The sequence below is a fragment of the Enterococcus sp. SMC-9 genome (assembly GCF_021011285.1).
GTDB classification, from domain to species: domain Bacteria; phylum Bacillota; class Bacilli; order Lactobacillales; family Enterococcaceae; genus Enterococcus_C; species Enterococcus_C montenegrensis.
The window spans coordinates 354,714-374,099 of record NZ_JAILYE010000002.1; the positions used below are offsets into that span (position 1 = coordinate 354,714).

General features: G+C 37.1%; 18 protein-coding genes. 6 read left to right on the forward strand and 12 right to left on the reverse strand.

What is annotated here, in order from left to right:
* Window positions 1–35 precede the first annotated feature (35 nt).
* Window positions 36–1,016, forward strand: coding sequence for a diacylglycerol/lipid kinase family protein (locus K4422_RS04475; RefSeq protein ID WP_230709392.1), 981 nt, complete (start codon window positions 36–38; stop codon window positions 1,014–1,016).
* A gap of 241 nt (window positions 1,017–1,257) precedes the next feature.
* On the opposite strand, the gene recD2 is transcribed toward K4422_RS04475, so the two are convergent.
* The 4 genes from recD2 to K4422_RS04495 all read right to left on the reverse strand — a co-directional run bounded on the left by recD2 (window position 1,258) and on the right by K4422_RS04495 (window position 6,110).
* Window positions 1,258–3,771, reverse strand: a complete 2,514-nt coding sequence (gene recD2 / locus K4422_RS04480) for an SF1B family DNA helicase RecD2 (RefSeq protein ID WP_230709393.1) — start codon at window positions 3,769–3,771, stop codon at window positions 1,258–1,260.
* A gap of 14 nt (window positions 3,772–3,785) precedes the next feature.
* A complete protein-coding gene (locus K4422_RS04485; protein WP_230709395.1) occupies window positions 3,786–4,442 on the reverse strand; it encodes a histidine phosphatase family protein in 657 nt (218 codons plus the stop codon).
* Window positions 4,443–4,474: 32 nt separating this feature from the next.
* Window positions 4,475–4,984, reverse strand: coding sequence for a tRNA (uridine(34)/cytosine(34)/5-carboxymethylaminomethyluridine(34)-2'-O)-methyltransferase TrmL (gene trmL / locus K4422_RS04490; RefSeq protein ID WP_206904555.1), 510 nt, complete (start codon window positions 4,982–4,984; stop codon window positions 4,475–4,477).
* A gap of 283 nt (window positions 4,985–5,267) precedes the next feature.
* Window positions 5,268–6,110 carry a methyltransferase domain-containing protein gene (locus K4422_RS04495; RefSeq protein WP_230709397.1) on the reverse strand — a complete coding sequence of 281 codons (843 nt, stop codon included), beginning with the start codon at window positions 6,108–6,110 and terminating at the stop codon, window positions 5,268–5,270.
* Window positions 6,111–6,249: 139 nt separating this feature from the next.
* On the opposite strand from K4422_RS04495, the gene K4422_RS04500 reads away from it, so the two are divergent.
* The gene (locus K4422_RS04500) at window positions 6,250–6,891 is read left to right on the forward strand and encodes a copper homeostasis protein CutC (protein ID WP_230709399.1); all 642 of its coding nucleotides are present in this window, start codon (window positions 6,250–6,252) and stop codon (window positions 6,889–6,891) included.
* An 11-nt stretch (window positions 6,892–6,902) separates the two neighbouring features.
* The gene (locus K4422_RS04505; protein ID WP_230709401.1) at window positions 6,903–7,604 is read left to right on the forward strand and encodes a hypothetical protein; all 702 of its coding nucleotides are present in this window, start codon (window positions 6,903–6,905) and stop codon (window positions 7,602–7,604) included.
* Window positions 7,605–7,874: 270 nt separating this feature from the next.
* Here the strand turns inward: K4422_RS04505 and mgtE are convergent, their stop codons facing one another.
* Genes mgtE through K4422_RS04525 form a run of 4 tightly spaced genes read right to left on the reverse strand, consistent with a single transcriptional unit; the run spans window position 7,875 to window position 11,630 of the window.
* Window positions 7,875–9,239, reverse strand: coding sequence for a magnesium transporter (mgtE, locus tag K4422_RS04510; protein ID WP_230709402.1), 1,365 nt, complete (start codon window positions 9,237–9,239; stop codon window positions 7,875–7,877).
* Window positions 9,240–9,258: 19 nt separating this feature from the next.
* Window positions 9,259–10,152 carry an RluA family pseudouridine synthase gene (locus K4422_RS04515; RefSeq protein ID WP_230709403.1) on the reverse strand — a complete coding sequence of 298 codons (894 nt, stop codon included), beginning with the start codon at window positions 10,150–10,152 and terminating at the stop codon, window positions 9,259–9,261.
* A 6-nt stretch (window positions 10,153–10,158) separates the two neighbouring features.
* Window positions 10,159–10,962 carry an NAD kinase gene (locus K4422_RS04520; RefSeq protein WP_206904541.1) on the reverse strand — a complete coding sequence of 268 codons (804 nt, stop codon included), beginning with the start codon at window positions 10,960–10,962 and terminating at the stop codon, window positions 10,159–10,161.
* A complete protein-coding gene (locus tag K4422_RS04525; RefSeq protein WP_071864506.1) occupies window positions 10,962–11,630 on the reverse strand; it encodes a GTP pyrophosphokinase in 669 nt (222 codons plus the stop codon). The genes K4422_RS04520 and K4422_RS04525 overlap by 1 nt, the downstream gene beginning before the upstream one ends.
* A gap of 366 nt (window positions 11,631–11,996) precedes the next feature.
* Here K4422_RS04525 and K4422_RS04530 point away from each other — a divergent pair, with 366 nt between their 5' ends.
* Window positions 11,997–12,578 (forward strand): CYTH domain-containing protein, encoded by a 582-nt coding sequence (locus K4422_RS04530; RefSeq protein ID WP_230709404.1) that lies wholly within the window; start codon window positions 11,997–11,999, stop codon window positions 12,576–12,578.
* A gap of 81 nt (window positions 12,579–12,659) precedes the next feature.
* Window positions 12,660–13,316 carry a DsbA family protein gene (locus tag K4422_RS04535; protein ID WP_206904529.1) on the forward strand — a complete coding sequence of 219 codons (657 nt, stop codon included), beginning with the start codon at window positions 12,660–12,662 and terminating at the stop codon, window positions 13,314–13,316.
* Window positions 13,317–13,421: 105 nt separating this feature from the next.
* On the opposite strand, the gene pepF is transcribed toward K4422_RS04535, so the two are convergent.
* The 4 genes from pepF to spxA all read right to left on the reverse strand — a co-directional run bounded on the left by pepF (window position 13,422) and on the right by spxA (window position 17,617).
* Window positions 13,422–15,233, reverse strand: a complete 1,812-nt coding sequence (gene pepF, locus K4422_RS04540) for an oligoendopeptidase F (RefSeq protein WP_329957727.1) — start codon at window positions 15,231–15,233, stop codon at window positions 13,422–13,424.
* Window positions 15,234–15,265: 32 nt separating this feature from the next.
* Window positions 15,266–16,279 (reverse strand): competence protein CoiA, encoded by a 1,014-nt coding sequence (locus K4422_RS04545; RefSeq protein WP_230709407.1) that lies wholly within the window; start codon window positions 16,277–16,279, stop codon window positions 15,266–15,268.
* A gap of 79 nt (window positions 16,280–16,358) precedes the next feature.
* The gene (locus K4422_RS04550; RefSeq protein WP_206904572.1) at window positions 16,359–17,012 is read right to left on the reverse strand and encodes an adaptor protein MecA; all 654 of its coding nucleotides are present in this window, start codon (window positions 17,010–17,012) and stop codon (window positions 16,359–16,361) included.
* A gap of 206 nt (window positions 17,013–17,218) precedes the next feature.
* Window positions 17,219–17,617 carry a transcriptional regulator SpxA gene (gene spxA, locus K4422_RS04555; protein WP_173103569.1) on the reverse strand — a complete coding sequence of 133 codons (399 nt, stop codon included), beginning with the start codon at window positions 17,615–17,617 and terminating at the stop codon, window positions 17,219–17,221.
* An 883-nt stretch (window positions 17,618–18,500) separates the two neighbouring features.
* Between spxA and K4422_RS04560 the strand changes: the two genes are divergently transcribed.
* On the forward strand, window positions 18,501–19,217 hold the full coding sequence (locus K4422_RS04560) for an HAD family hydrolase (RefSeq protein ID WP_230709409.1): 717 nt from the start codon (window positions 18,501–18,503) through the stop codon (window positions 19,215–19,217).
* Window positions 19,218–19,386: the final 169 nt, after the last annotated feature.

Genomic DNA, 19,386 nt, shown 5'->3' on the forward strand with positions numbered 1-19,386 from the left:
TATGGAGCATTAAGTGTAAAAGAGGAGCAAACATTGTGAAATTCCATTACATACTCTTGATTAATCAGGTTTCAGGCAACGGCAATGGAAAGAAAACCGGTGCGATTATTCAAAATTTATTAGATGAACAAAAAATGAGTTACGAAAGTTATTATACCGAATATGCAGGCCATGAAGCTGAATTAGCCAAAGAACTTGCTAATTCTAAACTAATTGGTTGGAATGCGGAAATAAAAGCAGATTATGCAGATAAACTTTATCCTTTGCTGGTCGTAATTGGTGGTGATGGCACTTTACACCAAGTTTTAAATCAATTTTACCGGATGGACAAAGAAATTCCCGTCAGCTATATCCCGGGTGGCTCTGGTAATGACTTTGCGCGGGGAATAAACTTACCAAAAGATCCCCAAAAAGCCTTTTGGGCAATTCAGCGGGCAAAAGAGCCACAAGTTATTAACACGTTGACTTATGAAGAAAAAATTCAAACGGAAACAGGGCTGGCAATTAACAATATCGGTATTGGTTTGGATGCAGCAATTGTGGCGGCTACGAATGATTCCATGACTAAAAAAACGTTAAACAAATATAATCTTGGTTCCTTTGCTTATATCGCCTCTATTGTCAAAGTTTTATTTACACAAAAGGGCTTCCCTATTTTACTTGAGGTCAACGGTGAAGAGTTTACGTTTAAAAAAGCATTTTTATGTACTACGACCAATCATCCCTATTTTGGTGGCGGCGTGGCGATTGCGCCCATGGCAAAAGCTACTGTCTCAGATATTGACTTGGTTGTAGTAGAAAGAATTTCGATGATTAAAATTTTCGGGTTGATTATTCGTCTGATTACCAACAAACTAACAACATCAAAACATTATCACCATTTTACCGGACATAAACTTAGAATTGTCTCCACTGTTCCAGAATACGGTCAAGCAGATGGTGAAGTAATGGGCTTGCGCCCTTTTGATATCACCTTTTCCACCCGGCCACAATTAATTTGGTATTATCCAGAATAAATAAAGAAGACTTCGTCAATTCCCATAGCTTTTGCAAATAAGAGCAACATATTGCTAAATTGCTACTCAAATTTAAAAATTTCTGCTTATTACCACTGCACGTAGCGTATTAGTTATAACATTTTACCTGTATATTTTGACTGCAACGTATATTTCTGTGAAATTTTTATTGATAATTTACAAAAAGACTTAAGTGATTTTTAGCCTTCCGAAACTAAAAATCATTTAAGTCTTTTTTTGCCTACATAAAGTCCAACGGGGTCAGTCCGTTCATACCAATTAAAGGATCTATGGCATTTTCTCGAACCAATTTTCCCGTTAATATAACGTGAACAGGGCTCACTTCTGCTGATTCATTCACTTCATTATTATTTTGTAAATGCCCAGCCTCTTTTTGGTGACCATCTTCTGTTAGTTGCACTTCTTCATAGGTAACAGCTTGCTGTTGTTTTTGTAGCTCGTTAGCCTCAGGTGTCTTTTTTTGATCCGCCTTGGTTAATTCTTCGTCTGTCAAACCGACAAATGCGCTTATGCGCTCTTTTAGCGTCGTTAAACGATTGGCGGATTGATTCGTAACACACGTTTCAAAAGCCTGTGTCTCTCCAAGCAAAATTAATTTATCTTTACTTCTGGTTACGGCTGTATAAAGCAGGTTTCTTTGCAACATACGTTGATATTGGTAAACCATCGGCAAAATTACCATCTCAAATTCGCTACCTTGCGCTTTATGAATCGAACAACAATAAGATAAGGTAATTTTTTGCCAGTCATTGCGCTTATAGGTCACTTCATTGGCGTCAAATTGAATAACCAACTCGTCGACTTTATCTTCACTGTCTTTGGCGTAAATAATTCCCACGATTTGACCCATATCACCATTAAAAACATTTTCTTCTGGTGAATTAACTAGCTGTAAAACTTTATCCCCAATGCGATAAACGTGCTCGTGAAAGGTTACTTCTTTTTTTGTCCCATCATTGGGGTTAAAAATTTCTTGCATCATCTTGTTTAACGCATCAATCCCAGCAGGCCCCCGATACATAGGGGCTAACAATTGAATATCTTGGGCGCTAAACCCTTTGGCTTTTGCCTTTTTAACAATTTGTGCAATTAAAGGTTCAATTTGTTGCGCATGACAAGGAAAAAAAGAGCGATCCGCTTGGTTTTTAGTGAAATCGGCTGGTAAGCGGCCGTTTTTAATCTCATGGGCCAATGAAATAATCGTCGAACCGTCCCCTTGGCGATAAATGTCAGTTAACTCGCGCTGGGGAATTGCTTTTATCTGCAGCAGATCATGTAATACTTGACCTGGACCGACAGAAGGTAATTGATCTTTATCACCAACAAAAATAACTTGCATATTACTCGGAATTGCTTTTAGCAAAGAATTAGCTAACCATGTGTCTAACATCGACATTTCATCGACAATTAACAACCCTCCAGCTAATTCATTGATTTCTGTCTCACCGACTTTTTCTCTACCTGTTAAACCCAGTAAGCGGTGAATCGTACCACTGGGCAATCCTGTTGTCTCGTTCATACGCTTTGCCGCACGGCCAGTTGGTGCGGCTAAAAGAATTGGAAAAACCTCTTGTGTATAATCCAATGGCTCCAAACTTAAATCATTTAATTCAGCAAATAATTGTACGATTCCGTTAATAACCGTCGTCTTACCGGTACCAGGACCGCCAGTCAAAATAAATAATGGTGAAGCCAATGCTGCTTTAATCGCTTCAGCTTGTGATGTCCCATATTTAATCTTGAGTCGTTTTTCCAAACTGGCTAATTTTTTTTCAATCGTTTTTTCTGGATACTTAATTTCTTTTTTGCGCTGCAACATTCGCTGAATCGACCCAGCAATTCCAATCTCGGCAAAATATAGACTGTTTTCGTAAATACGCGTAGCTTCTTGCTGAATTTTATCTTCCTCAGTTAACGCGATAATCACATCGGCTAACTGTTCGGGGTTAATTTCTACCGGACGACTTTTTTCCAGTAGGGTTAAGGTATCGTCTAACAAGGTATCCGCTTTGACATACGTATCCCCACTTTGCAGCGCACTTTGAAAAACTTGATGCAAGACCGCTGCCCGCAAACGTTTGTCGCTAGTGGCCGCAATCCCTAACTGTTCGGCTAATTGATCGGCTTTTTTAAACCCGATACCTTCAATATCTTCTACCAATTGATAAGGATTTTCTGCAATAATACTTAATGCCTGTCCTCGGTACATTTGATAAATGGCAAAAGATAACTGGCTGCCAAAACCATATTGAGACAAGCCGACAACAATTTCGTCCATACCTTGGTTGGCTCGCACAATTTCTGCTATCTGCTGCCGTTTTTTTTCGTTTAACCCTTCAACTGCTTCTAACACTGAATCATCTTCAACGATTTTTTTAATTGCATCAACCCCTAGTGTATCTACAATCTTTTCGGCCGTCTTGGGTCCAATACCAGGAAATTTTTCACTAGCAAAATAGTTAATCAAACCATTTTCAGAAGTTGGTTGATCTTGGGCATAACTTTCTACTTGAAACTGTAGCCCGTATCGTGCGTGTTCAATTAGCTCACCATAAAATTGATATAAAGTATCATCGTTGATATCTCCAAAAGAACCCGTCACGACAATTTGCGGTTCACGATAAGCGGTATTGGTTTCTGCAATATCAATCAACATCACCTTATAAAAATTGCCGGGGTTTTCAAAAAAGATTGCCGCGACTGTACCGCTGACAAATTTTCGTTCTTCCATCAAAAACCGGCTCCTTTCTACAATAAGGCGTCTAAACTACTTTGATCACCTAAAAAACTGGCATCATTCCATTTTGTTAATTTGAATGGTGTTAAATTTTCCGGTTCACTGGTAGTCATAACACTTAAGCTGTTGTTCACTAAGCCACCCATTTCCCGTAATTGCCCCAACTCTTTGCCTGCTAACCACTGGATAGCAGCAGTTAGGGAAGCGCCGTGCCCCACAAATAAAAGTGGCCCTTTATTTTGCATAACAGCGTCACTTACAACTGTTTCAATCCGTGCCAGTGCTGCTTCAATTTTTTCACCGTTAAAAACACTTGGATCATACTGATCTAAAGCATAGCGTAAATTGTGTAGTTCAGTTGGATAGCAGTCTGTCATTTCATCGATTAGTTGGCCTTCTAGTTTCCCCAAACCCAGTTCTCTTAAACCAGCATTGTAAATAATTTCTGGTTGATAGTTTAGTTCAGCTAAAATTCCTTGTGCCGTTTTCATGGCACGAGGCGCTGTACTGGCATAAATTTTTTCAAAGGGGATGTCTTTTAGGTGCTGACCCAATAATTTGATTTCAGCTAAACTTTCTGCAAGAAGTGGTGAATCGCCTTTGGCTCCTTGAAAGCGGCGTTCATTGTTCCACTGAGTCTTACCATGGCGGGTAAAATATAACTCCATTACAAATGCTCCTTTAGTTTAGTAGATAAAAACTAGTCTAATTTATCATTTTCATAGTGATGACGTAGTTCCAAATTAGGAAATCCTTGTTGGCGCAACGCCTCATATATTACTAACGCCGCCGTATTGGATAAATTTAACGAACGAACGTGTTCATCATTCATAGGAATACGCAAACACTTTTCTGGATTTTCCCGCATGAATGTTTCTGGTAATCCGGTCGTTTCTTTTCCAAACATTAAAAATACTTCTTCGTCGGCAGTATAATCTACTTCACTGTAAGTTTGGTTGGCAAACTTTGTAATCAAATAAAGGCGTCGCTGGCCCAAGTATGCTAAAAAGGCTGCCAAATCTTTATGATACGTGATATTCACATCATGCCAATAATCTAGGCCTGCTCTTTTTAAATGTTTGTCATCGGTTGAAAATCCCAATGGTTCAATTAAATGTAGCGGTGTGTTCGTCGCCGCACAAGTACGGGCAATGTTACCTGTATTGGCTGGGATTTGTGGTTCAAATAGAACAATATGATTCAACTTCATTACTCCTTTTGATAAAAAATTCTGTGATTTTTATGAATTGTATTTAAAAGTAAATATTCTCTCCTACTATATCACTTCATAGCTACTTTTTTAAAAAAAGTGCAAAAAAAGAACGTATCGGCTCGGTGTTAATCACTGCGAGTCGCTACGTTAGTGAAGTTCTTTTCACTAACTTTTATCAGAACAGGAACCTGATAAAAACCAATGAAAAATGACTTGTTTGTAATATATCACTCTTACTTAAATAATGCAACAGTTTTAACCGAAAAAAGTCACAAAAATTTCATTTCTCTTTTCCAATTAAAACATCCAAATCGATTGTAATTTTATTTAACGGACTCTTTGCTACAATTTCTTTTTGCTCAGAAGAAACGCCCCACTCTAAGGGAGACATCTCCAATAAAGCAGCTTGATTTTCCTTGGAAACATCAAATGTATACGTTATTTCATGATGATTTACTAATTTAAATTGTTCTTTAAAATGTTGAATTACTTCATGATTTTCATAATGCTGTTTCTTTTTATCGGCGGGATAAAAAGCTTGCCGTAATTCTTGTAAATAACCGCTTCTTGGGACAACTTTCACTAATGTTCCCGTCGGCTTTAAAACGCGTTTAAACTCTTTATAATTAGATGGTGTGAATAAATTTAATACACTATCAAAAACTTGTGGGGCAAAAGGCAGTCGTGTCAAATCTGCGACACACCAAAATAAGGGTTCACTTTGCTGCGTTGCCATGTAGACACCATCTTTTGCGATATCAAAGCCAATTCCCGTAATGTTTTTGCCTGCTGCTATTTTATTAAAAAAACTACCTTCGCCACAGCCTACATCTAAGACTGTCGACTTTTCCGGTATATATTCTCGAACTTTTTCCAGTAGCCCGTTATACATTCCGGCTTGAATCAGCTGACGTCTTGCGGTAAACAACCGGCGATCATAGCCGCTGCTAATATTTTTTTGTAAAAAATATAGCGTTCCTTTTTTTGAGACATCAAAGTGATGTCCCTTTTGGCAGACAAGCCCCGCTTTAACTGCCCCCATTTCACTTTGACACAAAGGACATAAAAACAATGGGTGATTTGCAGTCACAAATTGTTTGCCCCAATCAATTTTTTTTAACATTTTATTTCCTCACTTCCCCTTAAATACGGCGAAATCAGCGGTACTTTTTAGTTACTCTACTTTAACACAAGGCTGTGATAAAATACTACATGAAAGTAAGCTGTCTAACAGTTTTAATGAGATACTAAAGGAGACTATTATGATTAAAGAATTTTGTGCCGAAAATTTCACTGATATTCCACGAGCCATTCACGCAGGAGCAAAGCGCATTGAACTGTGTGATAACTTAGCTGTAGGCGGAACGACACCTAGTACAGGTGTCATTGAAGAAACATTAAATTATGCCGGTGAAAAAGGTATTCCCGTTATGACCATGATCCGCCCTCGCGGTGGTGATTTTATCTACAATGATACAGAACTAAAAATCATGCATACCGACTTAATCGAAGCTAAAAAAATAGGAACAGACGGTGTGGTTTTTGGTTGTCTAACACCTAGTGGTTGGTTAGATGAAGAAGCTTTGGAACTTTTAATTGAAACCGCAGAAGGGCTACAAATTACGTTTCATATGGCCTTTGATGCCATCTTACCAAGTCGTCAGTTTGAAGCTATTGATTGGTTAGCAGACCACGGCGTTACACGCATTTTAACCCATGGCGGCCCGAGTGGTACGCCAATTTCAGCAAACCTCGCTCGATTAAAAGAATTGATCGCTTATGCCAAGAACCGCTTGATTATTTTACCTGGAGCTGGAATTAACGCTGAAAATGTGGCTGAAATTGTAACTGCCTTAGGGGTCAATGAAGCTCACGGAACTAAAATTGTAAAAATAACCGATTAAAAGGAGATGCCATGAAAAAAGCAGATGCCATGTATGCTTATGCCCGTAACCATAAATTAGGCCAAAATATCACACCAATTTTCGGCGGCTGGCTCCAACGAAAACACTTTGGTTTAATTGAGGCTGCTTTAGGTAAAGATGAAGAGGTCATTGCAAGCTTCATCGGACGCCATCATCCCGAAGATAATGAAAATTTCACACCATTTAAAGGTGAAGACCGCGCAGACTTTGAAGAACGAATGCGCGCAACACAAACTGGCAAAGTGCGTTACTTTGACTGTAAAGGATTCCACGCCTATGCTATTACTGACGCTGGGCGCCTGATTTTTGCCCGCTGGGTTCCTTTTAACCACGATTATAAAAGTATTCCGTTGCATAATATCAACACCATTAATCCCAATACGCGAATTTTTTGGGGTTTTTTACGAATTGAAAGCTTTCGCGAAGTCTTTAGTATTTTTTGGACGAAAAAAACGGTCTTTGCTATTGCCAAATTGCTAGAAGATAGTAAAAGCGATATGCAAGACGGCATTATGGATGGCATCACTTCTGCCAAACGTTCCCAACAAATACAGGAAAAAGCGAAGTTGTCTAAATCCCAACTTACGACAGAAACAAATTTTGAAAAGTTGAAAGAACGTAAAAAAGCACTAGATGCTGACTTAATTACCCAAGCAGAATATGAAGAATATAAGCAACGCTTTTTACAATAAAAACTACCGATCAAAATAATGTTAGAACAAAATATTCAGCCGCAAGAGCCAAGCAGGTACTGTAAAAAATAATTTTTTTAAAGACTGGAAACACCTTACTTGTAGCATTTTTATTACATGTCCCTACTGGAATGGCTGTTGCTCAAATTTTTTGTGAAGTTTAAGCTTATCACAAAAGAAGCTATTTCCAGACCACCGTTTATCGATAAAAAGGCTGTGACAAAAATCTGTCACAGCCTTTTTTATGGATTGCTCATTTTATTTTTTTAATTAAGAAATGAAGTACTGCATGAAAAGACTCGCAATATTAAAATAAATTAACACACTGGTCAAATCACTCAAGGTGGTAATAAATGGGCCACTGGCCACAGCAGGATCAAAACCAAGTTTGTCCATTAACATTGGAATAAAGCTCCCCGCCAAATTAGCCACCGTAATCGCACACATCATAGCCATTCCAATTACAAAACCTAAAATTGGATTGTGTTTCCAAACCGCAACAATAATGAAAATGGTTAGACCGGTAATGAACCCGGTCACTAAACCGGTCAAAACTTCACTAATAACTGTTTTAACAAAACTACTTTCTTTGTCATCATTGATTGCGAGTCGCCGTACTGCCACAGCCAAAGATTGCGTCCCAGCATTACCAGCCGTCCCTGTAATCAAGGAAATGAAAACAGCTAAAATACTCGCTTCACTTACAAGTTTCTCATAATGAGAAATTAAAGTCGCCGTCGCCATCCCTAAAAATAGCAACGTAATCAACCAAGGGAGTCGTCTACTAGCAGCCTTGACAGGATTTTCTGAAACTTCTTCAACGTTGACACCGGCTAAACCAGAGTAGTCACTTGCAGCCTCATCGTCGATAACGTCAATAATATCATCGACTGTGACAATCCCTAATAAATGATCATCATAATCTGTAACTGGTAATGCCAAAAAGTCATAATCCCGGAAAGTTTGAGCGACATCTTCTTGATCATCTCCCACATGAACTGAGATGACCCGTTCGCTCATAATATCTTGAATCATCGTATCATCTTCATTGACGATTAAATCTCTTAAAGAAATAACCCCCACCAAATGATTCTCTTGATCTACTACGTAAATATAATAAATTGTTTCGGCTACGTCGGCTTCGTTTTTTAAAACATACATCGCCGAACGAACCGTTTGATTAGCCACAATTGAGACAAACTCTGTGGTCATAATTGAACCGGCAGTATCATCTTCGTAATGCAGTAGTTCTTTAATTTCACTTGCGTCTTCTTTGTCCATCAAGCTTAAATATTTGTTGACAGCTTTTTTATCCAAAGTATTTAATAAGTCAACGGCATTATCTGTATACATTTCAGCTAACATGGCCGCAGCATAGCCCGGACGCATTTCAGAAAGATAATCTGTCATATGTTCATCGTCTTCTTCGATTACGTCAAACATGTCTGCTAATTCTTTAGGTGACAGATAACCGTACATCCGATGGCGCTCTTGGCTGGTGAGGGACTGGTAGAACTGCCCCTGTTCGTATATGTGCATTTCTAAGAAAGGTTCTCTAAACCCTTGCATATCGTCTTCAAGCAACGCTTGTTTCAATTCAGCAAAACGTTTTTCCAGTTCTAAATTTTCATCCACTCACACTCACCACGCGTTCTTATATATTTTGGGCAACTTGTGCCATATCTTCTGGTAAAGCCAATGTAAAAGTCAATTTTTCACCACTAAAAGGATGATTAAAAGAAAGTTTGTAACAATGAAGGGCCTGCCGCATAATTCCAGCTGTCATAAGCCCACCATAGAGATCATCACCTAGTAGTGGACAAGAAATCTCACTAAAATGGACTCTGATTTGATGCGTCCGACCCGTATGAAGTTTAATATCCACTAATGCGATTTGGTCGTTTTCTTTTTGGACCCAATATTCTGTTTGTGCTTTTTGTCCTGTATCATCTACTTTACGTTTTAACAACGAGCTTAAATCTCTAGCAATCGGTAAATCAATTACTGCATGGGGTGCTAACGTTTGAATAGCGCCAGCCACTAAAGCTTGATATCTTTTTTCCACTTGCTTTTCACGTAATTGACGATCGAGTTGCGCATGGGCAAAACCATGTTTGGCAAATAACATCAGGCCAGTTGTATCACGATCCAACCGCGTAACCACGTGAATTACCTGATCTTTATAATTTTGCATTTTATAATAATTTTTCACACGATTGGCCATTGTACCATTAGGATGATATTGCGCCGGAATCGAAGCAACTCCTGCTGGTTTATTGACAATCAATAAATGTTCATCTTCATAAACAATCGCAATTGGCGTCTCATCCAAAAGCATTGTTTCATGCTCCTTTTCATCGGGCACGACAATAGTAACCCTATCATTAGGGCGCAAAGAATACAAGACATTTTCACGTTTATCATTGACTAAAATCAAGCCCCCTTGGAATTTAATTTTCGCCAGCAAACCTTTGGAAATGCCTTGTTCTTTTAAGAAGTATTTTAACTGCTGCTCTGAGTTTTTCTGATAATGATACGTAAATTTCATAATTGCCTAATCTTCTCCAATAAAAGCGTCTTTAACCCGATGCCAAAAATCCATATGCCGAAATGAAGCAAAATGAATCCGTTCTGTGGCAATTTTATAATAGACGGCTGCAATGTGATCTTTTTGAATATCTAATTGATCGACGGTAATCATGTAATCATTACTATCTTGCAAGCGAATTTCCATCCACTCATCTGCAGCAATAACTAACGGAGATCCCAACGTTCGGAAGACGCGATTATTCAACGAAGCAATTTCTGCTAGTTGGATCGCATTAATACTGGGATGTAACACCGCTCCGCCAACACTTTTATTATAAGCAGTTGAACCAGTTGGCGTTGAAATAGATAAACCATCCCCACGAAATCGTTCAAAAAGTTCCCCCTTTAAATAAACGTCTGCTACCATCGTTCGATTCCCGCGTTTGATGGTCGACTCATTTAAAGCTAAAAAGTGTTTGGCAGCTTTACCGTTTTGATATTCAATGCGGATATCTAACAGCGGATAACTAATACTTTCACCGCGATTTTTTTTCAAGCTCGTAACCAACTCTGGTATTTCATAGTCACGCCAGTCCGTATAAAACCCTAAATGACCAGTGTGAACACCAAGAAAACTGACTTTATCTAAAATATGGCTGTAACGATGAAATGCTGAAAGCAAAGTACCATCACCACCAACAGAAATGACAATTTCTGGTCGTTGTTGATCAATGACAATTTCATTTTCTGCTAAAAGTTTTCGTAATTGCCGCTCTGTTTTTTCCGATTGCAGACCATGATTTGAAACGATGGCCACTTTTAAGGTCATTATGTCTCCTCCCGATCAATTGAAGCCTGATAATAACTATCGTCTGACTTGCCTCTGCCGTGGGAAAATAGACGCTGCGCTTCTTGAATTTCTTCCCGAATCGTCGACATCTCTTCATCTAATTGATAGGCTGCTTCGGCCGCTCTTTGCAGGCGAATTTTCATCTCTTCTGGAAATGCCCCTTGATATTTATAATTCAAAGAATGCTCAATCGTCGCCCAAAAATTCATCGCCAATGTCCGGATTTGAATTTCTGCCAAAATAATTTTTTCGCCATTTACTAACTGGACAGGATATTCAATGACCAAATGGTAAGAACGATACCCGCTAGCTTTTTTATTGGTGATATAATCTCTTTCAATAATAACTTTCATATCTTTGCGGTTGCGTAGTAATTGGACAACTTGATGAATATCTTCCACAAACTGACACATAATTCTAAGCCCCGCGATATCTGACATCTCTTCTTCCAGACGTTCCATGGGAATATGGCGAATCTGGCTTTTTGTAATGATGCTTTCCACTGGTTTAACTCGTCCAGTGACAAATTCAATCGGCACATGTTGATTTTGTTCGCGAAATTGTTTGCGAATCCCCCGCAACTTTACTTTCAATTCTGATACGGTTTGTTCATATGGTGCTAAAAATTTATCCCAATCTCGATCCATAATTATCCCTCAATTTTCTTTAATACATACAAGTTACATTTTACCACAAACCGCCTTAAATCTTTATCCCCTCAAATTGAAAAAATATTCACACAATTTAATCGTATCAATTGCGTATCTTGTCATTTTATGTCAGAATATAAATTCAATGAATTGATAGATGTGAACAAAGCTAGCACATTCGAAACAAAAAGTTCGGAATGGTTCCCCTTTATAAGAAAATTTGTATCTTCTAAATCTTATTTTCAGAATTTTTACAATCCACTTACTGCTTTTTTATTTTCTACTTTCTTAGAGGATTGTCATTTTTTCAATGCTTTAGCTTGCAGTTTCACACCTGAACACGTAAACTAGTGAGGGATTATTATGAGCCAATCGACTGAGATCGAATTTAAAACAATGTTAAACGCAACTGACTTCAAGCGCATTATGACGTACTATCACGTTACAGATGAGATGGTCGTAGAACAGACAAATTGTTACTTTGATACCTTTGACAATAAGTTAAAAAATGCCAATGCCGGTTTAAGAATTCGTTTACTCCCTTCTTTTGCTGAAGTGACTTTAAAAACACCACAAAAAGAAGGTCTACTAGAAACCACGGAAAAGTTGACGCTAGCAGAGGCGCAAAAATACTTAACATTACAACAAGTTCCAGCAAATGGACCGGTTGAAGAAAAATTAAAAACGTTACATGTTACATTAAAGGAATTACATATCATCAGTCAGCTAACTACTAAACGAGCTGAATTTGAAATTGACGCTGGTTTGTTGGCATTAGATGAAAGTTTCTATCTACCGGCAGGCCATGACTTTGAATTAGAATTAGAAGTAAAAGATGCTAAATTAGGACAAGAAGCTTTCACGCAATTATTAAAGACATTGGCAGTTTCTTATATTCCAGCGGAAAATAAAATTAGTCGGAGTCTTAAAAAAAAGCAAAGCTAAAAACTATTTATTTTCATTTTTTCTACGTTTCTGCTAAGTTGAAATAGCCAGAAATGACTCAATTTGTTGGAGGAGATTTAAGTGATTGAAATTTATTTGTTTGTCAATCCATTGGGTGCTATCTGTTTAGGATCAGAAAAGCATCTTTGGAACTTTGTACAAACATCGGAGCAAAAAATCCAATTCAGGCTGATGCCTTTAGTGAATATGCAGACAATTGATGCTGTTTTAACACGTCGCGGTACACCAAAACACGACATTCATGCTAGAAATCAACTTTTTGAAAATACTTATTCAGCTGCTTTAGATGCCAAAGCACTCCAACTGCAAGGCAAAAAGAAAGCACGAGAATTTTTGATGCAAATGCAAGAAGAAGTAGCTTGTAATGGCAAAGAATATAATCATGAACTGGTCATTTCATTGGTTGAAGCTGTTGGTGGCGACGTAGAAATGTTTACAGAAGATCGACAGAGCGACTTAGTCAAAACATTATTCCAAGAAGATCAAAATACCGCTCGTGAGATGGGAATTACCACGCATCCGTCTGCAGTTGTTTACAATTATGCTTGCGAACGCGATTATGGTGTTTTATTAGAAGGCGAAGACGCCTTAGCTGATATCCCGCGCCTGTGCCAAGTCGATCAAGAAAATTATCAAATTTTTCACATTGATGGTTACTTACAGCGTAAAAATGAACGTCGCGTTACTCACGATACCAAGCATTTAAAATTAATGTAACAAAAAAGGTTGCGACAAACGTTAGGTTGACGTTTGTCCCAGCTTTTTTTATTGCTAAAAATAAACAGAACAGACAATTGCGCAACTGTCTGCTCTGTTTTTATTTTATAATTGAGCTACTAATGTTTCCAATTCACTCAAACGTTCTTCAAACATCTTCATGGCATCTTCAATATAATCAGCTTTTGTCATATCCACACCGGCTTTTTTCATTACTTCAATTGGATAATCACTATTACCAGCCTTCAAATAATTCAAATAATGTTCCAACGCGCCCTCTTCTTTGGTTAAAATTTTCTTCGCCAAGGCAGAAGCGGCAGAAAAGCCCGTCGCATATTGATAAACATAATAGTTGTAGTAAAAATGTGGAATTCGCGCCCATTCCAATTTAATCTCTTCATCTTTTGTTACATCAGGTCCATAATATTTCGCATTTAAATCCCCGTAATAGTCATTTAAATACTCACTTGTTAAAGGCGTACCTTTTGCATCCTCAGTATGGATAAAGTGCTCAAATTCAGCAAATTGCGTTTGGCGGAAAATAGTTCCCTTAAAGCCATCTAAATAGTGATTTAAGATATATGCCCGTACTTTCGGATCTTTTTCAGTCTCTAACAAATATTCTGTCAAAATATTTTCATTGGTTGTAGAGGCGATTTCTGCTAAGAAAATAGAGTAATCCCCGTAAACAAAAGGTTGATTATTACGAGTAAAATAGCTGTGGACACTATGACCCATTTCGTGTACTAAAGTAAATAGTTGGTCTAAGGTATCATGCCAATTCATTAAAATATAAGGAGCTGTATCATAAGCACCGGAAGAATAAGCACCACTACGTTTGCCTTTATTTTCAACCACGTCAATCCAACGACTTGAAAAAGCTTGTTCTACGATTTTATTGTATTCTGGTCCCATCACATGTAAAGCTTCTTTAGCCTTTTCAACCGCTTCTTCATAAGTATAGCGAATTGGCGCTTCTCCTAAAACAGGTGTGTACATATCATACATGTGCAATTCATCAGTTGCGAGTAATTTTTTTCGCAATGCTACATAACGATGTAGTAGTGGTAAATGTTTATTCACAACTTCAACTAAGGTATCATAAACACTTTCTGGAATATGATTATTGCTTAAAGAAGCTTCTCTAGCTGACGTGTATTTTCGTGCTTTTGCTTTAAAATTATGTCCTTTGACATGAGAGCTTAGTGTTTGGGCAAACGTATTACGAAATTGGCCATACACACTGTACAATCCTTTAAAAGTAGCTTCTCGCACGCTGCGATCCGTTGCTTCCATTAATTGGCCGTACACACCGTGGGACAATTGAATTTTTTCTCCATCACTGCCTTCAATCGTAGGAAACACGAGATCTGCATTATTTAACACAGAGAAAATATCATCTGCTGCATTAAAAATTTCACTTGCCCCAGCCAATAATTCTTCTTGGTCCGCCGGCAAAACATGGGCACGATTGTCGACCATTTGCGCTACATAATGGCGATAAACTGCCAATTTTGGTTCTTCTTCAAAATAAGACCAAATCTGATCATCTGACAGTGTCAAAACTTCTGGCTCAAACCAAGAAATAGCCGCACTTGCTTCTGCTAATAAACTGCTAGCTCGCGCATATAATCCTTGATAAGTGGTGTTTGCGGTATCTTGATCATTTTTTAAGTGACTGTACACATATAACGTTTCTAATTTGCGATAAATAGCCAAGCAAAACTCCAAAGCCGCTAAGAAAGCCGTAGCATTCGTTGCTAGTGTTCCTTTGTATTTATCCGCTTGTTTTAATTCTTCTTTCAAATCAGCAAAGGCTGTGTCAAAAGCTTGGTCGTCAGCAAAAATTGGAGTTAAATCCCAGGTCAGTTCTGTCGGTAAGCTTTCTCTTGTTGGTAATTGTTTTGTCGCCATAATTGAAACCTCCTGATAGTTACTTAAACGAAAAGTTATCCTCTTCGATTACTTTCTATACTATCACAACTGCCTTTTTTTGGTGGTAAAAAACTTTCTTTTTCCCGACCAGATAAGCGCTGGCATTCCAAATAGATTTCTTTTAAAATTATTTTTTGCGAAACTAAGGGAAAATCCCATTGCCATTTGAGTTGGCTTAGGTCTTTTATCCATTGTTGGCAATTGTTGTTACGCAAATATAAAAAACGCAATAACAACAGCTCATGTTCAAAGAAAAAATGATAACGACTGCTACTATAACACCAAAAAGGTAAATCCAATATATGGCTATAGCGTTGATAAAAAAAATGTTGCAAACGCAAAAAGCGCGGCTGGCGTTGGAATAAGCGTTGGCGCAAAAAACGTTTATACGCTGCATTACGCCAATAAAACTTATTACTTGTTAAAGATGAAACATGGGACGTATAGGAAGTCAAGTTCGTATTTTCTGCAACATTTTGACATTGCCACTGATACCCGCGATTAAAATCCCAGTTGGCCAAATAATAAAGCCGAAGTTGCTTTGCTGCTGTATCCAAATGCCATAAATAGGCTGTCTGTTGCCAATAACAGAAAGCTTTTTGCAACTGACTCAACTGTTGTTGCGGAATAAACCGTTGTCCTACAATCCACCAGGGTTGATAGTGAAAAGACTGATAATTTTTTGTACGGGCTTTTAAACGGCTTAAGTCTAAAACAGAGCACTGAAATTCTACGGTTGTTTTATTAACTAACAGGTCTGGTCGCTGTTTTAATTGTGGCAAATAAACTTCTAATTGACTATTTTCTAGTCGTTGATGTAACCAATTTTTGCCGGCAATATGCTCATTTGTCTCACCTTCTGTCACTATTTTGCAGCAGTGTTCTCTCTGATGCGCAAAGTGTGTGCGCTGTTTTTGTCCTTGTTTTAAACAGACGGGCTTTTGACACACGGGACAATGATATTCTTCTTGTTTTTTTGCTTTTAAAGCGGCAACAAGCTCGCCTGCTTTATTTCTGGCAATTAGCATTTATCTCCCCCATAAGAACTTACGCACTATTTAGCTAGGGGCAACAAAAAAAGACCTGGAAAAATCCAGATCTTTTTTATCAAAAGTAACGACGGGTAATTCCTAAAGCATCAAGTTCCATCAAAAGCTTACCGTGTTCGGCTAGCACTTCTGGCGTTACTTGACTCAAACGAGCAAATTCACTTAAGTACGCTAAGTAATCGTCAATTTGATTTTTTAATAAGTATTCATCTGTGAAACGAATTTCCAAGAAATAAAAATGATTCAACTCATAAAGATTACTTACAATTCCTTCGCCCTCAAATTCATGGGCCAATTGAATCATTTGCTCAAAATCTATCATTTCAAAGACGTAATCGCGTTTGATATCCGTTGTTTCTTCTTCTGTCTCTTCGACTTCTTGTAATTGTTCTGCAATATGCTTTTTCAAGAAATCACTCACCTCTTCAGCACTGCCGTCAGCAATTTGTTCCAAATTATTAAATTCTTCATTCGGAATATTCTTACTGATAAATAATTCCAAACCATCACCTTTTGGCAAAACTTGGAAAGTGACAGCTTCACTGCCTTTGAATTCTTCGTTGACATCAACTTCTTCTAAAATACTATAAAAGAAGTTCTCAATTTCATTGTGGTTACCTAATAAATCTAAAAAGGTAATTCCCCGGGCAGCTAAATCTTCGCTTTTAATGAGAACACGAATTGTATTTTCGTTAATATGTTCCATTTCCATCTTAGCTACACCTCGCTTTTCTAACATTATAGCTACATTGTAACGGAACCTTATCAAATGTAAAGAAAAACCTCGTGATTTAGTAAATCTTAAAGTAGTTCAAAAAAACGCTGTCTTCAAAATTTTTTTTAGAACCGCTAAAATCCACTAACGGCTTAAAATAGCGTAAAAAAAGACTGCCACAAAATATGTAGCAGTCAAAACTTTTATAATCCAGCCATTAATTGTGCATGCCGTAATTCTAATTGGCGTACTTCGCGTGGTAAGAAACGTCTGATTTCATCTTCATTAAAACCAACTTGTAGACGTTTTTCGTCGATCATAATTGGACGACGTAATAAACCAGGATTGTTTTGTACCAAATCTAGCAATTCTTTTAATGGTAATTCATCTAAATCAATATTCAATTTTTGGAAGACTTTTGACCGAGTAGAAATAATTTCTTCGGTACCATCTTCAGTCATTTGTAAAATCGCTTTTAATTCAGTGATATTCAAAGGTTCTGAAAAAATGTTGCGTTCTACAAAGGGAATTTCGTGCTCTTGCAACCACGCGCGAGCTTTTCTGCACGATGTACAGCTAGGGGAAGTATAAAGTGTCAACAACGTGTATCACTCCTTTTTTATTATATAAGTAATCTCTTTGTGACATCACTTATAATTTCATCTGAGTTCATTATACCTAATTGAAAAAAAAAAATACTACCCTTTTCTCAAAAAAAGTTTTAAAAAATTAAAGTTATCTTAATGACACATTCCTAACTTACATACGTTTTCATCGATTTTCACGTTAGAAAGATTAGAATTATCAAATTTAAATGCCATTTACTTGCTTATATATAGCACAGTTTAAAAATGAAAAAAACACTGTAACACAAACAGAAAATTTGTTATATAATTTCTGTAATTTCGTTTTTTAAATTTTGTTGCATTCACAACAATAAATTTGTCTAGACAAATTTATCGGCATTTATCGCCCTTTTTATCCCTGTTTTTTGCAAATACCTAAAAAAAAGATAGTCTCAAATAGAAATCGCGTTATTTTCTTTCTTTTTTTTAGCGGTAATCTGTAATAAATTACTAACAAAAAATCAGTAGTGAGATTGTGAAAATATCATTTGAAAAAAAATTTTTTTTAATTATTCTTTGAAAAAATCTCTTTTTCAGAAAATTCAGAAACAAAATGATATTGCCCTTTAAATAATTTTTTTTGTCTTATTTCTTTTAAATTAACTTAATTTTTGAGTATTTAGCATTAACTAAAATGACCTTCGTTTTTTTATAATTCCTTCCTTTGTGATTATCACAATTGTTTTTTAAGTAAAAAGAACTGTAATATAATTTTGCCTATTATCAAAAGGTTTGTTCTTAATTAGGTAAAGAAAACCTTTATAAATCAACTTTTTACTCTTTAAAACTACTATCCTTTTCGTTAGAATGAATCAGGATATTATGAAATTTGCAGAAAAATTGAAGGGAATGGCCTTTTTTGATTAACGCAATTGTTTTTGACGTCGATGACACAATTTATGACCAACAGCAACCTTTTCGCAACGCTGTCCACCGTATTATTCCTTTAGTAACAGATAACGACATGCACGACCTTTACATTCGTTTTCGTTTTCATAGCGACGAAACATTTTGCAAAGTTGCCAAAGGAGAATGGACATTAACGTATATGCGTAACTTACGCATCATGGAGTCTTTGAAGGATTTGGACTATCCACAAATCACAGAGGCCACAGCTTTAGAATTTCAAAAAATTTATGAAGAAGAGTTGGACAATATCGTCATGCACGATGCTGTTTTTGAAACATTAAACTTTTTAAAGGCCCAAAATATTCCAATCAGTATTATCACAAACGGACCGACTGACCACCAATACAAAAAAGTTATCCAACTAAATCTTTTAAACTGGGTTAAAGAAGATAACATCATTATTTCACAGGCAACAGGTTTTCAAAAACCTGATCGCGAAATTTTCCGGCTCGCTGAAAAAGAGTTTAATCTTACTGCAGAAAATACATTATATGTCGGAGATAGTTTTGAAAATGATGTTGTTGGCGCTAAAAGCGCTGGCTGGAAATCTTTATGGTTTAATCACCGTAACCGTCAAATTCCAGCTGGAGAGCAAGCAGTTCAAGATATTGAACTGACTTCATTTGCGCAACTAACCCCAACAATTAAGGCAATTTTCGCTGAGTAATCAGCGATATGAAAAGCAGTTCAAACTCCTTTTACTTTCACATATTAAGCTAAGATTTCAAGAAAGTTCACCTGCCTATCACGATGCTTAGTTTGAAAAACTAGTCATGGATAAACTTATCATAAAGGGATTCAGCTTGGTAAAAAATTGATCCTTTTTCCTATTATAA

Bases quoted from the DNA above. Each gene is read 5' to 3' on its own strand.
- K4422_RS04485 (WP_230709395.1), bottom strand. From the start codon at position 4,442: ATGGAGTTATATTTTACCCGCCATGGTAAGACTCAGTGGAACAATGAA.
- trmL (WP_206904555.1), bottom strand. From the start codon at position 4,984: ATGAAGTTGAATCATATTGTTCTATTTGAACCACAAATCCCAGCCAAT.
- K4422_RS04495 (WP_230709397.1), bottom strand. From the start codon at position 6,110: ATGTTAAAAAAAATTGATTGGGGCAAACAATTTGTGACTGCAAATCAC.
- K4422_RS04500 (WP_230709399.1), top strand. From the start codon at position 6,250: ATGATTAAAGAATTTTGTGCCGAAAATTTCACTGATATTCCACGAGCC.
- K4422_RS04505 (WP_230709401.1), top strand. From the start codon at position 6,903: ATGAAAAAAGCAGATGCCATGTATGCTTATGCCCGTAACCATAAATTA.
- K4422_RS04515 (WP_230709403.1), bottom strand. From the start codon at position 10,152: ATGAAATTTACGTATCATTATCAGAAAAACTCAGAGCAGCAGTTAAAA.
- K4422_RS04520 (WP_206904541.1), bottom strand. From the start codon at position 10,962: ATGACCTTAAAAGTGGCCATCGTTTCAAATCATGGTCTGCAATCGGAA.
- K4422_RS04525 (WP_071864506.1), bottom strand. From the start codon at position 11,630: ATGGATCGAGATTGGGATAAATTTTTAGCACCATATGAACAAACCGTA.
- K4422_RS04530 (WP_230709404.1), top strand. From the start codon at position 11,997: ATGAGCCAATCGACTGAGATCGAATTTAAAACAATGTTAAACGCAACT.
- K4422_RS04545 (WP_230709407.1), bottom strand. From the start codon at position 16,279: ATGCTAATTGCCAGAAATAAAGCAGGCGAGCTTGTTGCCGCTTTAAAA.
- K4422_RS04550 (WP_206904572.1), bottom strand. From the start codon at position 17,012: ATGGAAATGGAACATATTAACGAAAATACAATTCGTGTTCTCATTAAA.